The organism is Mizugakiibacter sp. (genome assembly GCF_039680435.1).
GTDB lineage: Bacteria > Pseudomonadota > Gammaproteobacteria > Xanthomonadales > Rhodanobacteraceae > Mizugakiibacter.
The window spans coordinates 1-12,304 of the sequence record NZ_JBDKSX010000016.1 but is presented as its reverse complement, the minus strand read 5'-3'; the positions used below and the strand labels follow the sequence as shown (position 1 = coordinate 12,304).

The 12,304-nt window shown below is 71.5% G+C and carries 12 protein-coding genes and 1 pseudogene; 7 read left to right on the top strand and 6 right to left on the bottom strand.

Annotated elements, in window-relative coordinates; genetic code table 11:
* Positions 1-97 precede the first annotated feature (97 nt).
* Positions 98-982, bottom strand: a complete 885-nt coding sequence (rpsB, locus tag ABFC67_RS01415; RefSeq protein WP_346736250.1) for a 30S ribosomal protein S2 — start codon at positions 980-982, stop codon at positions 98-100.
* Between the two features lie 322 nt (positions 983-1,304).
* On the opposite strand from rpsB, the gene map reads away from it, so the two are divergent.
* The 7 genes and pseudogenes from map (at position 1,305) to ABFC67_RS01380 (ending at position 8,551) form a co-directional block, all read left to right on the top strand.
* A complete protein-coding gene (gene map / locus ABFC67_RS01410; RefSeq protein ID WP_346736249.1) occupies positions 1,305-2,072 on the top strand; it encodes a type I methionyl aminopeptidase in 768 nt (255 codons plus the stop codon).
* A gap of 137 nt (positions 2,073-2,209) precedes the next feature.
* Positions 2,210-4,795: pseudogene (gene glnD, locus ABFC67_RS01405) on the top strand ([protein-PII] uridylyltransferase); the annotation flags it as partial.
* Entirely contained in the window at positions 4,734-5,720 is a 987-nt protein-coding gene (dapD, locus tag ABFC67_RS01400) for a 2,3,4,5-tetrahydropyridine-2,6-dicarboxylate N-succinyltransferase (RefSeq protein WP_346736248.1), read from the top strand. The pseudogene glnD and the gene dapD, both read left to right, overlap by 62 nt.
* A complete protein-coding gene (locus ABFC67_RS01395) occupies positions 5,717-6,067 on the top strand; it encodes a Spx/MgsR family RNA polymerase-binding regulatory protein (RefSeq protein WP_346736247.1) in 351 nt (116 codons plus the stop codon). The genes dapD and ABFC67_RS01395 overlap by 4 nt, the downstream gene beginning before the upstream one ends.
* Positions 6,060-6,431, top strand: a complete 372-nt coding sequence (locus tag ABFC67_RS01390) for an ArsC/Spx/MgsR family protein (protein WP_346736246.1) — start codon at positions 6,060-6,062, stop codon at positions 6,429-6,431. Before ABFC67_RS01395 ends, ABFC67_RS01390 begins: the two co-directional genes overlap by 8 nt.
* Positions 6,432-6,436: 5 nt before the next feature.
* On the top strand, positions 6,437-7,567 hold the full coding sequence (gene dapE / locus ABFC67_RS01385) for a succinyl-diaminopimelate desuccinylase (RefSeq protein ID WP_346736245.1): 1,131 nt from the start codon (positions 6,437-6,439) through the stop codon (positions 7,565-7,567).
* 219 nt (positions 7,568-7,786) lie between these two features.
* Positions 7,787-8,551: a hypothetical protein gene (locus tag ABFC67_RS01380; RefSeq protein WP_346736244.1), complete on the top strand. Its 765-nt coding sequence runs from the start codon at positions 7,787-7,789 to the stop codon at positions 8,549-8,551.
* 159 nt (positions 8,552-8,710) lie between these two features.
* On the opposite strand, the gene ABFC67_RS01375 is transcribed toward ABFC67_RS01380, so the two are convergent.
* The 5 genes from ABFC67_RS01375 to ABFC67_RS01355 form a co-directional block, all read right to left on the bottom strand.
* The gene (locus ABFC67_RS01375; RefSeq protein ID WP_346736243.1) at positions 8,711-9,262 is read right to left on the bottom strand and encodes a redoxin domain-containing protein; all 552 of its coding nucleotides are present in this window, start codon (positions 9,260-9,262) and stop codon (positions 8,711-8,713) included.
* A 92-nt stretch (positions 9,263-9,354) separates the two neighbouring features.
* Positions 9,355-9,783 (bottom strand): DUF2231 domain-containing protein, encoded by a 429-nt coding sequence (locus ABFC67_RS01370; protein WP_346736242.1) that lies wholly within the window; start codon positions 9,781-9,783, stop codon positions 9,355-9,357.
* A 33-nt stretch (positions 9,784-9,816) separates the two neighbouring features.
* A complete protein-coding gene (locus ABFC67_RS01365) occupies positions 9,817-10,158 on the bottom strand; it encodes a hypothetical protein (protein ID WP_346736241.1) in 342 nt (113 codons plus the stop codon).
* Positions 10,159-10,313: 155 nt separating this feature from the next.
* Positions 10,314-10,712 (bottom strand): MAPEG family protein, encoded by a 399-nt coding sequence (locus ABFC67_RS01360; protein ID WP_346736240.1) that lies wholly within the window; start codon positions 10,710-10,712, stop codon positions 10,314-10,316.
* Positions 10,713-10,782: 70 nt separating this feature from the next.
* Positions 10,783-12,304, bottom strand: a 1,522-nt coding sequence (locus tag ABFC67_RS01355; RefSeq protein ID WP_346736239.1) for a penicillin acylase family protein, incomplete at its 5' end; no start/stop codon positions are given.

Below are 12,304 nucleotides of genomic sequence, written 5' to 3'. Positions count from 1 at the left end.
CAGCTCATTGACCTTTGTTGCGGTGATGGTCATTGCGTGGAACCTCTTGTATGGCGGCGCGCCGGATTGCCGGCGCGCGTGGCATCGAACCGTGGACTTACTCGGCGCCGCCTTCGTTCTTGCCGCGGCCGCTGCCGCGGCGCGGCTGGCCGGCGCCCGGCTTCTTGGCGCCGCCCGGACGGCGGCGGTCGCCGCTCGGCTTGCGCTCGCGGCGCGCGGCGTCGGCGTCCTTGGCGATCGGGTTGCCCTCGGCGTCCAGCTCGACGAACTCGTCGGCCGCGCCCTGCGCGATGGCCGGCGACGCGGCCTTGCCCTCGAGGATGGCGTCGGCGGCGGCGCGCACGTACAACTGCACCGCGCGGATGGCGTCGTCGTTGCCCGGGATCGCGTAGTCGACCAGCGTCGGGTCGTAGTTGGTGTCGACCACCGCCACCACCGGGATGCCGAGCTTCTTGGCTTCCAGCACGGCGATGTTCTCGTGGCCGATGTCGATCACGAACAGCGCGTCGGGCAGGCTGTTCATGTCCTTGATGCCGCCCAGCGACTTCTCCAGCTTGTCGCGCTCGCGGCGCAGCGCCAGCACTTCGTGCTTGACCAGCTTCTCGAAGGTGCCGTCGGTCTCGGCGGCCTCGAGTTCCTTCAGGCGCGCGACCGACTGCTTGACGGTGCGGAAGTTGGTGAGCATGCCGCCCAGCCAGCGCGCGGCGACGAACGGCATGCCGCAGCGGGTGCCTTCTTCCTGGATGGCCTCGCGCGCCGAGCGCTTGGTGCCGACGAACAGCACCGTGCCGCGCTTCTGCGCCAGGCCGGAGAGGTAGTTCATGGCGTCGCCGAACAGCGGCAGCGTCTTCTCGAGGTTGATGATGTGGATCTTGCCGCGCGCGCCGAAGATGTACGGCTCCATCCTCGGGTTCCAGTAGCGGGTCTGGTGGCCGAAGTGGACGCCGGCTTCGAGCATCTGGCGCATGGTGACCTGGGGCATGACGAAACTCCTGACGTTCGGGCGGCTTGTGGCGCGCCCAGGGGTTGGACCTCCACGCATCCCCGACTTCGACCCCGGGCCGGCGTGCCAGTCGTGCTGGCGAAGCGCCGTGCCGGCGGGGCACCCCGAAGGCGGTGCCGATGCGTGTGCGGAATGAGGTGCTTGCGCACCGTGCGGGGAGCCGCCGTGGCGGGTATCCTCGCGTTCTGCTTTGCGCGGCGGCCACTTACATGGCTGTCCCGCAAATCTTTAAAATTGTAGCCCGTGCGCCGCCGGCGCGACAAGTCTTGCCTGCGCCCCCGACCGGCGCCATCTACGGATCATGCCCGTGACCCTGAAGACCCCCGAACAGATCGAGAAGATGCGTACCGCCGGCCGGCTGGCCGCGGAGGTGCTGGAGCTGCTTGCCGGGCACGTCAAGCCCGGGGTGACCACCGAGGAGCTCGACCGCATCGCCTACGAACACATCGTCAAGGTGCAGAAGGCGGTGCCGGCCAACGTCGGCTACCGCGGCTTCCCCAAGACCCTGTGCACGTCGGTCAACCACGTGATCTGCCACGGGATTCCCAGCCCGACCAAGGTGCTGAAAGACGGCGACATCGTCAACATCGACGTCACCGTGATCAAGGACGGCTGGCACGGCGACACCAGCCGCATGTACTTCGTCGGCCAGCCCTCCACGCTGGCCAAGCGGCTGGTGGACACCACCCTGGAAGCGATGCTGCTCGGCATCGGCGCGGTGCGCCCCGGCGCGACCCTGGGCGACGTCGGCCACGCCATCCAGAGGCACGTCGAGACGGCGGGCTTCTCGGTCGTGCGCGAGTACTGCGGCCACGGCATCGGCACGGTCTATCACGACGACCCGCAGGTGCTGCACTACGGCAGGCCGGGTACCGGGCTGCGCCTGGAGAAGGGCATGACCTTCACCGTCGAGCCGATGGTCAACGCCGGCAAGCCGCACACCCGCCTGTTGCCGGACGGCTGGACCGTGGTCACCAAGGACCACACGCTGTCGGCGCAGTGGGAGCACACCATCGCCGTCACCGACGACGGTTTCGAGATCCTTACGCCTTGGCCGCAGGCGGCGTGAGGGTTGGGAGCAGGGAGTAGGGCAAGGCGCAGGCAGGGCTGGGGAGGCGCTGGCGCTGCAATGTCTCCCGTGATGCCGGCGTGTGCCGGCATCACGGTGGGTAGTTACGCTTTCCCCACTCCCAGCCCAGGAGCGACGTGTCCACCCCATCCGCCCGCGCCCCCGATCTGCCGCCGCTGCCGCGCCTGCCCCCCGCGCTGCCGCGCTCGGGCGTGTCCGCGGATGCGCGCCTCGCGCTGCGCCAACTGCTGGGCGACGTCGACCGCACGCTGGCGACCGCGTTCGCGGAAGGCGCGCCGGCCGCCGCGCTGGCGCGACGCCGCGGCGAGGCGGTCGAGCGCATCCTCGGCCACGTCTGGACCGCCTGCCTCGGCGAGCCGGAGGGCGTGGCGCTGTTCGCGGTCGGCGGCTTCGGCCGCGGCCTGCTGTTCCCGCATTCCGACGTCGACCTGCTGGTGCTGGCGACGCCGGCCGCCGCCGCGGCGCAGGCGCGCGCGCTGGAAGCGCTGTTCGCCTGCCTGTGGGATCTCGGCCTGAAGCCCGGCCACGCGGTGCGCGACCCCGCGCAATGCCGCATGCTCGCCGCCGCCGACGTCAGCGTGTTCACCAGCCTGCTGGACGCGCGCCGCCTGTGCGGCGACGCATCGCTCGAAGCCGCATTGGCGGCGATCGTCGACGAACCCGCGCTGTGGCCGCCCGCCGCCTATCTCGCCGCCAAGCGTGCCGAGCAGGCCGAACGCCACGCGCGCTTCGACGACACCGCCTACAACCTCGAACCCAACCTCAAGGACGGCCCCGGCGGCCTGCGCACGCTGGACCTGATGCGCTGGCTGGGCCGGCGCATCGTCGGCGCCGGCAGCTTCGAGGCGCTGGCCGCGGCCGGCCTGCTCGACCCCGCCGAGTCCGCCGCGCTGGCCGCGGCCGAGGTCACCCTGCAGCGCATCCGCTACGCGCTGCATCTCGAAGCCGGGCGCGCCGAGGAGCGCCTGCTGTTCGACTTCCAGCGCGCGCTGGCCGCGCGCCTCGGCTACGTCGACGAGCACGCGCAGAACCTCGGCGTCGAGCAGTGCATGCAGGCCTACTACCGCGCCGCGCAGACGGTGGAACGCCTCGGCACGCAGTTGCTGGAGCGCTTCGACGAGCTGCTGGAGCCGCCGCGCGCGCCGGCGCAGCCGATCGACCAGGACTTCGTCGCGCTCGGCGCGCGGCTGGAAGCGGCGACGCCCGACCTGTTCCTGCGCCGCCCGCAGGCGCTGGTGGGCGCGTTCGCGGTGCTGCTCGACCATCCCGGGCTGAAGGGGCTGAGCGCCGACACCATGCGCCGCATGCAGCAGGCGCTGGCGCGCGGCGGCACCGCGCTGGCCGACGACGGCCACGTGCTGACGGCGCTGCGCGCGCTGCTGGCGCGCGGCGCGCCGGCGGTGGAGGCGCTGGCGCGCATGAACCGGCACGGCGTGCTGGCGGCGGTGCTGCCGGCGTTCGGCCGCGTGGTCGGGCGCATGCAGTACGACCTGTTCCACGTCTACACCGTGGACGAGCACACCCTGCGCGTGCTGCGCAACGTGGCGCGCTTCGCCGATCCTGCCCAGCGCCGCGAGTTTCCCGTCGCCTGCGAGGTATGGGCGGGCCTGGCCAAGCCCGAGCTGCTGTTGCTCGCCGCGCTGTTCCACGACATCGCCAAGGGCCGCGGCGGCGACCATTCGCAGCTCGGCGAGCAGGAGGCACGCGCGTTCTGCGCGAAGCTCGGCCTCGTCGAGGCCGACGTCGACCTGGTCGCCTGGCTGGTGCGCTGGCACCTGCTGATGAGCGTCACCGCGCAGCGCCAGGACATCACCGATCCCGACGTGGTGCACCGCTTCGCCGCGCAGGTCGAGGACTGGGAGCGCCTCGACCACCTCTACCTGCTGACCATCGCCGACATCGCCGGTACCAGCCCGAAACTGTGGAACGCGTGGAAGGACCGCCTGCTGGCCGACCTGTACGTGGCCGCGCGCTACGCGCTGCGCGGCGACCTGGCGCGCCCGCCGCACGCCGAGGCGCGCGTGCGCGAGTGCCGCGAGCGCGCGCTGGCGCTGCTGCTGGCGGACGGCATCAATGCCGATGCCGCGGCGCGGGTGTGGGCGGATTTCCCCGACGAGAGCTTCCTGCGCCACCGCCCCGAGCAGATCGCCTGGCAGACCGCCGCGCTCGTGCGCGAGGGGCGCGCCGACGCGCCGCTGGTCGCGGTGCACCCGTTCTCGGTGCGCGGCTGCACCGAGCTGTTCGTGTACGCGCCCGACCGCGACGGCCTGTTCGCCGCGGTCACCGCCACGCTCGACCGCATGCGCTTCTCGGTGGTCGAGGCGCGCGTGCTGTCCTCGAAGCGCGGCGTCGCGCTCGACACCTTCCTGCTGCTCGAGACCGACACCCAGGCGCCGGCCGGCGCCGAGCGCGCCGCCGAGCTGCGCGAGGTGCTGCAGCGCACGCTGGCGCAGGCGCCGTATCGCGTGCAGCCGGCGCGGCGCGGGCTGTCGCGCCGGCTGCGCCACTTCCAGATGGCGCCGCGCATCGAGTTCAGCGACAGCGTCGACGGCGGCACCCAGCTCGCGCTGGTGTGCACCGACCGGCCGGGCCTGCTGGCGGCGGTCGCGCAGGCCTTCCGCGATGCCGGCATGCGCGTGCATGATGCGCGCATCGCCACGTTCGGCGAGCGGGTCGAGGACTTCTTCCGCATCGCCGACGCGCGCGACCGCCCGCTGGACGCGCCCGCGCGCGAAGCGCTGCACGCCGCGCTGCTGCGGCGCGTCGGCGGCGAAGCCGCATCCCAACCGAAAGAGCACCATGCAGGAACTTGAAAGCCTGATCGACGACGCCTGGGAGCGCCGTGCCGCGCTCGGCCAGACCGAGATCGACGCCCATCTGCGCCCCGCGCTGGAGCGCGTGCTGGAATTGCTGGAACGCGGCGAGCGCCGCGTCGCCGAGCCGGACGGCGCCGGCGGCTGGCGCGTGCATGCGTGGCTGAAGAAGGCGGTGCTGCTGTACTTCCGCGTCAGCGCCAACCGTGCGATGGACGGCGGCCCGATGGCGGCGTTCGACAAGGTGCCGCTGCGCTTCGCCGGCGCCGACGAGGCCGCGCTGCGCGCGGTCGGCGCGCGCATCGTGCCGGGCGCGCTGGTGCGCCGCGGCGCGCATGTCGGCAAGGACGCGGTGCTGATGCCGAGCTACGTCAACATCGGCGCCTTCGTCGGCGCCGGCAGCATGGTCGACACCTGGGCCACGGTCGGCTCGTGCGCGCAGATCGGCGCCAACGTGCACCTGTCCGGCGGCGTCGGCATCGGCGGCGTGCTGGAGCCGCTGCAGGCGAATCCGACGATCGTCGAGGACGACTGCTTCATCGGCGCGCGCTCCGAGGTGGTCGAGGGCGTGGTGGTCGAGCGCGGCAGCGTGATCGGCATGGGCGTGTTCCTCGGCCAGTCGACGCGCATCTACAACCGCATGACGGGCGAGACGCTGTACGGGCGCGTGCCGGCCGGCAGCGTCGTCGTCGCCGGCAGTCTGCCGGCGCGCGACGGCTCGCACGGCCTGTACGCGGCGGTCATCGTCAAGCAGGTCGACGCGAAGACGCGCGCCAAGGTCGGCATCAACGAACTGCTGCGGAGCGCCGAATGAGCGTCGAACTGTACGGCCTGCACAAGTGCGGCACCTGCGGCAAGGCGCGAGCGTGGCTGGACGCGCACGGGGTCCGGCACGCCTTCACCGACTACCGCGAGCATCCCGTCGCGCCGGCGACGCTGAGGGCCTGGGCGAAGACGCTCGGCTGGGAAAAGCTGGTCAACCGCGCCAGCTACACCTGGCGCGATCTGACGGACGCGCAGAAGGCCGCATCGACCGACGCCGAGTGGCTGGCGCTGATCAAGGCCTATCCGGCGCTGGTCAAGCGGCCGGTGCTGGTCAAGGACGGCGCGGTCGGCGTCGGCTTCACCGAGAAGAAGTTCGCGGAGCTGTTCGGTGGCTGAGGCGGCGGTCGTGTACGGCCTCGACGGCTGCGACGCCTGCGGCAAGGCGCGCCGCTGGCTGGACCGCTTCGGGCCGCCGTACCGCTTCGTCGACCTCGCCCGCGAACGCCCCGAGCCCGCCGCCCTGAAGGCGTGGGCGGCGGCGCTGGGCGGATGGGGCGCGCTGGTCGATCGCGGCGGTCGCGCCTGGGCCGGGTTGCTGCCGCAGCGCAAGCATCCGGACAGCGATCCGGAGTGGACGCTGCTGATCCGCGAGCACCCCGGCATCCTGCGCCATCCGGTGGCGGTGCTGGCCGACGGCCGCGTCGCCGTCGGCTTCACCGGCGGCAGTTACGAGCGGCTGTTCGGCAAGGCCAGGGCGTGAGCACGATGAGCGAAATCCTCGAATTGACCCGTGCGCTGATCGCGCGCAAGTCGATCACGCCCGACGACGCCGGCTGCCAGGCGCTGCTCGCCGAGCGCCTCGCGCGCGCCGGCTTCCGCTGCGAACGCCTGCGCCACGGCGAGGTCGACAACCTGTGGGCGACGCACGGCGAGGGTGCGCCGGTGCTGGCGTTCCTCGGCCACACCGACGTGGTGCCGAGCGGTCCGGAAGACACGTGGGCCTCGCCGCCGTTCGCGCCCAGCGTGCGCGACGGCCGCCTGTACGGCCGCGGCGCCGCGGACATGAAGGGCGGCGTGGCGGCGATGACGCTGGCGCTGGAGGCCTTCGTCGCCGCGTATCCGCGGCATCCCGGCACCGTCGCGCTGCTGCTGACCAGCGACGAGGAGGGACCGACCAACCTCGACGGCGTGCGCCGCGTGGCCGAGCACTTCCGCGCGACCGGCCAGCGCATCGACTGGTGCGTGGTCGGCGAGCCGTCGTCGAAGGAAAAGCTCGGCGACCTGATCCGCATCGGCCGGCGCGGCTCGCTGTCAGGCACGCTCACCGTGCGCGGCGTGCAGGGCCACGTGGCGTATCCGGACAAGGCGCTGAATCCGATCCACGCCTTCGCGCCGGCGCTGGCCGAGCTGGCGGCGATGCGTTGGGACGACGGCAACGAGGCGTTCCCGCCGACCACGTTCCAGGTGTCGAACCTCGCCAGCGGCACCGGCGCCAACAACGTGATCCCCGGCGTGCTGGAAGCGCGCTTCAACTTCCGCTACGGCACCGCCAGCAGCGCCGACGGCCTGCGTGCGCGCGTCGAGGACACGCTGCGCCGGCACGGACTCGACTACGCGCTGGACTGGGACCTTTCCGGCGAACCGTTCCTGACCCGCGACGGCGTGCTGCGCCGTGCCGCGGTCGAGGTGCTGCGCGAGCGCTGCGGCGTCGAACCCGAGCTCAGCACCGGCGGCGGTACCTCGGATGGCCGCTTCATCGCGCCGCTGGGCGCCGAGGTGGTCGAACTCGGCCCGGTCAACGCCAGTATCCACAAGGTCGACGAGCACGTCGCGCTGGACGAACTCGAGCGCCTGCCGGGGCTCTACCTCGCGCTCGCCGAGCGTCTGCTGCGCTGATGGTTGTGCACGTCTCCATATTCGCCGGCGACCGAGCGGGACTGACAGGGGGGCATGGTGATCTGATCGAACCCTGCCACTTGCCGATTCGGGCGCGGCTCACCATGATGCCCATCTTCCGGAAAAGCAGCTGTTGGAGTGACTTGCCGGAGCGCGCACACGGAGTGGGTGAGATCGGTGTGCGGCATGATTCTCTAATTCCAATCCAGGAGGAAGGAAATGAGGGGCGAATTCAGGGTGGTGTTTCTGGCGTTGATTGCATCGGGGTTATTGCACGGATGCGTTTCACCGCCGGTCAGGGTGAAGGATGTGGTGGCAGACAAGCCGGGCTACCTGCAGAAGAATTTCACGCCTGGCGCCCTCCCCGAGGAGGTATTGCATTGGTTGCAGGCAGCGGACAGCAAGGCCTTCGATTTTCATTCGATGACGTTCGACATCGATGGTAGCCTGAGCGCCCCTGGAGGCAAGGAAACGCGCTCGTTCACCATCCATACGGTGCTGGTAGCTTTCGAGCACGGCATGATCCAGCAGAGTTCGGAGATCACCTCGAACGGTTTGGCGTCGGGCGCGTTCTTCGGTCTGAGCTACCGTGACCTGTTCCCGTTGCGCGAGCAGTCCGTTACTTACAGCTCCGCGAACGCGAATCTGATCCGCACCACGCAGTCGATCGTCCACATGGATCCGTTGGACGCGAGCGGCGACATAAGCTTCGCGTATACGACGGGATTTTCCGGGCCGGTTCCCAATCCGCAATCGCTTGCAATTCGTTGCTCTGCCGGTGACCCCTTCCCAGCCAGCCGCATCCATCCGAAACTGGAGGGAGATGCGCGATCCTTGAACTGCACGTTCGAAAACGTCAATGGCGTAGCATCGAAGAAATCGCAGTTTGCATATCTCGACAAGTACGGGGTCGCATTCATGACCGGCTATCAGACGACGAGCGTGACTGCGACGTATACGCTCAAGGACGTCCAGATACGCTAGCCAGAAGAGAGGACGGCCCCGGTCAGGCGTGCCGCGGCGTACGAGCGCCGCGTTGTGGACCGGGGCTCGCCCTGGGACAGCCGCGAGGAGTCCTTCGCGTGATCGCGTCGGTTTCGGCGTTAGGTGGCGCTTGCGCGACTATTCGGTGCCGCGCCGTGCTCACGCGACGGAGCGTCGGATCAGTCCGCGCGCCAGGAACAGCTCCACGCGCTCGAACGGGATGTGGTCGCCGGCGTCGCGGCCGTAGTAGGCCTCGACGACGCGGCCGTTCTCGTCGATCAGGAAGTCGGCGGGCAGGATGTTGTTCGTGTCCAGACCGGCCAGGCCGACGATGCGCAGGCCGCGCAGCAGCGTCGGCAGGCGCGTTGCGATCGCTTTCAGCTTGCGCCAGAACGAGCGCTCGATGCCGTAGGCGTCGTAGGCGGACGAGGCCGGATCGGCGATGACGCGGAACGGCCTCGGCTTGCGCGCGACGAAGCGCTTCACCTCCTCGGGCGACGAGGCGAACACGGCGACGATGTCGAGGCCGAGCGCAGCCAGGCTGGCGTGGTGCTGGGTCAGCTCGTAGATCCTGAAGTTGCAGAACGGGCAGGCGGCGTCGCGGAAGAAGCACAGCAGCGTCCTGCGGCGGCCGCTGCCGATCGCGACGGGCTCGCCGTAGATGTCGGTCATGGCCAGTTGCGGGGCCTGGGTGGGTGCGGCCAGTCTCATCGCGATTCTCCGGTGTGCGGCGGGCCGGCGCGGTGCGTCTGCACCCCGACGGCCGCGCCCGGGTTTCCTGCCGTGCGCGCCTGCATGGACGTTCAGGCGCCCGCGGACTCGCTCCTGCCGACGCCGAATTCGTACACCAGCCTGCCGCCCAGCCAGCCGGCCGCGGCGAGGCAGGCGAAGCCGGCGACGCCCAGGCCCGTTTCGAGCGGGCCGGGCGCCTGCAGGGTGGTGCCGTCGAGGCGCAGGAACAGGCTGGCGGCATAGAAGCAGAAGGCGGTCATGACCACGGCCATGTGCCGGTTGGCGATCTTGATCGCCGGGCTGTCTTCCGCAACTTTCAGCAGCTCGACGAAGCCGGCAAGCATGGCGGGGAGCGCGAGCGCGCTCCCCGCCACGTGCAGCATCCCCGAGAGACGCCATGCCGGCTCGCCCAGGAACGGACTGGCCAGATCCCCGGCCGTGGCCAGCGACCAGCAGGCGATGGGGAAGTGGACGAGGGCCGGATGCAGCGGATGGCGCATGGTGGGTACTCCCGGGATGGGGGACGCGTCGCGTCAGGCCAGCAGCAGGCTCGCCAGGGTGAGGAAGCCGACGACGGCGACGCCGGCGTGCACGATCACCACGGTCTTGGGTGCGACCTTGCCGCGCAGGTGGAACGAGGCGAGGAAGAACCCGCCCAGTGCCGCGATGACCAGCAGGCCGAGCGCGGCGGTCAGGCGGGCCGGCGCGGCGCCCTGCAGCACCATCAGGATCAGCGTCACCAGGCCAGCGGCGCCCAGCAGCGCGTGGAGGATCGAAACCGCCCACGGGGCCAGCTTGTCGCGGAGCACGTGGGCGGCGAGGAACAGCCCGCCGAGCGCGGCGACGGCGAAGATCAGAATCGCGTAGTTGAGCATCTCGAATCCCCTAGTGTTGGTGGTGAATCGGGGGCCCGGGCCGCATGGCGCCGCCGCGCGCCACGAGCCCCCTCGAGGGCGTAATGCGCCCGCAAGGGAAAAGGTTCCCGCCGCGGCGGCAACGGCGCTGCAGCCGCGGCAGGCGGGGTTGTCGCCTACATCGTCGGGAGCAGCGCGAGCGCGATCAGCGCCTCGCCGACCAGCGCCACGGCGAAGGCCAGCGTGCGCAGCACCGGGATGCCGGCGCTGTAGATGACGTAGTGCGCCAGCCGGGCCCAGAAGTAGAGCTGGCAGCCGAGCACGGTCTGTGCGCTGCTGATGCCGGCGAACTGGGCCGCCGCGACCAGCGCGACGAACACGACCAGGTTCTCGACCGCGTTGGCGTGCGCGCGCTGCGCGCGTTGCGCCCAGGCGTGCTGCGGCGCGTCGGCAGGGCTGGGGTTCGCCATCGTGCCCATCAGGCCGCGCACGGCGATGCGGTCGAGTATGTAGGGCAGGAACATCAGCCCGGTGGCGATCGCGCTCAGCGTGAGCCAGAACAGTTCCGGTTTCATCGTCCCCTCCTCGTCGCGGCAGGCCGCCGCCGGCGCAGTGTAGCCCCGCCGCGGCGCGCGCGACGGCAGGTCAGCGCGCGGCCGCGGGCTGCAGCGTCAGGCGGTGCCGGGCCGGGCCCGGCAGCAGCGGGGTCGGCGCGCCGTGCACCCAGTCCTCGTGCCCGGCGCCGTGATAGGGCGACAGCGGGTGGTCGCTCTGGCCGCCGGGCATGTGCAGGTAGCTGTGGTCCTCGTGGCCCGGCATGATGCCGAAGCGCTCGGAGGCGCCGAACGCCGGTGCCTGCACACGCGGCATGTCGGCGTCGCCGGGCAGCGGCTCGCGCGGCATGTCGAGGAAGCGCGCGAGCAAGCCGGGCAGCGCGGCAGACAGCGGGTGGCGGATCGCCGCGGTGTTGTGTTCGCCCCAGGACTGCGCGGCAAGCCCGCCGGGCTCGGCGCCGAGGCGCTCGGCGACGGCGCGCGCGCTGCTCGCCAGCAGCGCGTGCCAGTCCGGATAGCGTGGATCGAGCAGGTTCGGGGGTTGCCGCGTCGCCAGCGCCCACACCGCCGCCTCGCGGTCGAGTTCTTGCGGCCAGCGGAAATCGGGGAAGCGCGCCTGCACGCGCGCCGCGAACGGCGCCAGCGCCTGCTGCTCGACCTCGTCGCGGAACGCGCGCACCAGCCGGTAGGCGACGCTGTCCGTATCCGCGCGGCCGCTCCAGCGCGCGCTCAGCCGGCGCATCTCGACCAGCGCAGGTTCCCGGTTGCCGGCCAGCGTGTCCTGCAGCAGGCGCTGCCAGCGGGCGAGGAACAGCGCGCGGTCGTCGAGCTGGATCGCCAGCAGGTCGGCGGGCGCGAATCGCGTGCGCGCGCGCAGGTCGTCGCGGATCTGCCGCGCGCGCGCGCCGTTGTCGTAGCCGCTGTCGCCCAGCAGCGCCAGCCAGGCGTCGGAGGTGGTGCGGTTGTTGGCCGTCCACAGCCGGCCGTCGGCCGGATCCTCGATGCGCGGGTACTGCGCCGGCGCGGCGAAGCCGACCCAGCCGGAGCCAGGCGCCGACCAGTCGGCCGGGAACCTGGGATCGAAGCCGGCGCGCAGCGGCAGCGCATTGCCGGTGAGCGTCCAGCCGATGCGGCCGTGCGCGTCGCCGACCACGAAGTTCTGCGCCGGCATGCCGAAGGTCGGTGCCATCGCCAGCGCGGCGCCGGCGTCGGCGGCCTGCTCCAGCCGCATCAGCTCGAGGTTCAGCGCACGCGGCAACTGCGCCGTCCAGGCCAGCGCCAGCGGCGTGCCGTCGACGTCGTGCGCCATGATCGGGCCCCAGCGGGTGTTCTCGACGGCGAGCGTGCGCGGCGCCTCGCCGTGCACGCGGATCGTCTCGTCGTGGCGCTCGATGCCGGCCCAGCCTTCCGGCACGCGGTAGCGCCGCGGGTCGGCCGGGTCGCGCAGCACGCGCACCCAGTCCTCCCAGTCGCCGTAGCTGTTGGTGAACGCCCAGGCGATCTGGCCGTTGCTGCCGGCGACCAGCGCCGGCACGCCGGGCAGGGTGAGCCCATTCAGGACGCGCACGCCGCCGGGCGCGGCGGGATCCGGATAGCGCAGGCGCGCGCGGAAC

What these genes read in the sequence shown, in the direction of transcription:
- rpsB (WP_346736250.1), bottom strand. Translation starts at nt 982, where the DNA reads ATGCCCCAGGTCACCATGCGCCAGATGCTCGAAGCCGGCGTCCACTTC.
- map (WP_346736249.1), top strand. Translation starts at nt 1,305, where the DNA reads ATGCCCGTGACCCTGAAGACCCCCGAACAGATCGAGAAGATGCGTACC.
- dapD (WP_346736248.1), top strand. Translation starts at nt 4,734, where the DNA reads ATGATGCGCGCATCGCCACGTTCGGCGAGCGGGTCGAGGACTTCTTCC.
- ABFC67_RS01395 (WP_346736247.1), top strand. Translation starts at nt 5,717, where the DNA reads ATGAGCGTCGAACTGTACGGCCTGCACAAGTGCGGCACCTGCGGCAAG.
- dapE (WP_346736245.1), top strand. Translation starts at nt 6,437, where the DNA reads ATGAGCGAAATCCTCGAATTGACCCGTGCGCTGATCGCGCGCAAGTCG.
- ABFC67_RS01380 (WP_346736244.1), top strand. Translation starts at nt 7,787, where the DNA reads ATGAGGGGCGAATTCAGGGTGGTGTTTCTGGCGTTGATTGCATCGGGG.
- ABFC67_RS01375 (WP_346736243.1), bottom strand. Translation starts at nt 9,262, where the DNA reads ATGAGACTGGCCGCACCCACCCAGGCCCCGCAACTGGCCATGACCGAC.
- ABFC67_RS01370 (WP_346736242.1), bottom strand. Translation starts at nt 9,783, where the DNA reads ATGCGCCATCCGCTGCATCCGGCCCTCGTCCACTTCCCCATCGCCTGC.
- ABFC67_RS01365 (WP_346736241.1), bottom strand. Translation starts at nt 10,158, where the DNA reads ATGCTCAACTACGCGATTCTGATCTTCGCCGTCGCCGCGCTCGGCGGG.
- ABFC67_RS01360 (WP_346736240.1), bottom strand. Translation starts at nt 10,712, where the DNA reads ATGAAACCGGAACTGTTCTGGCTCACGCTGAGCGCGATCGCCACCGGG.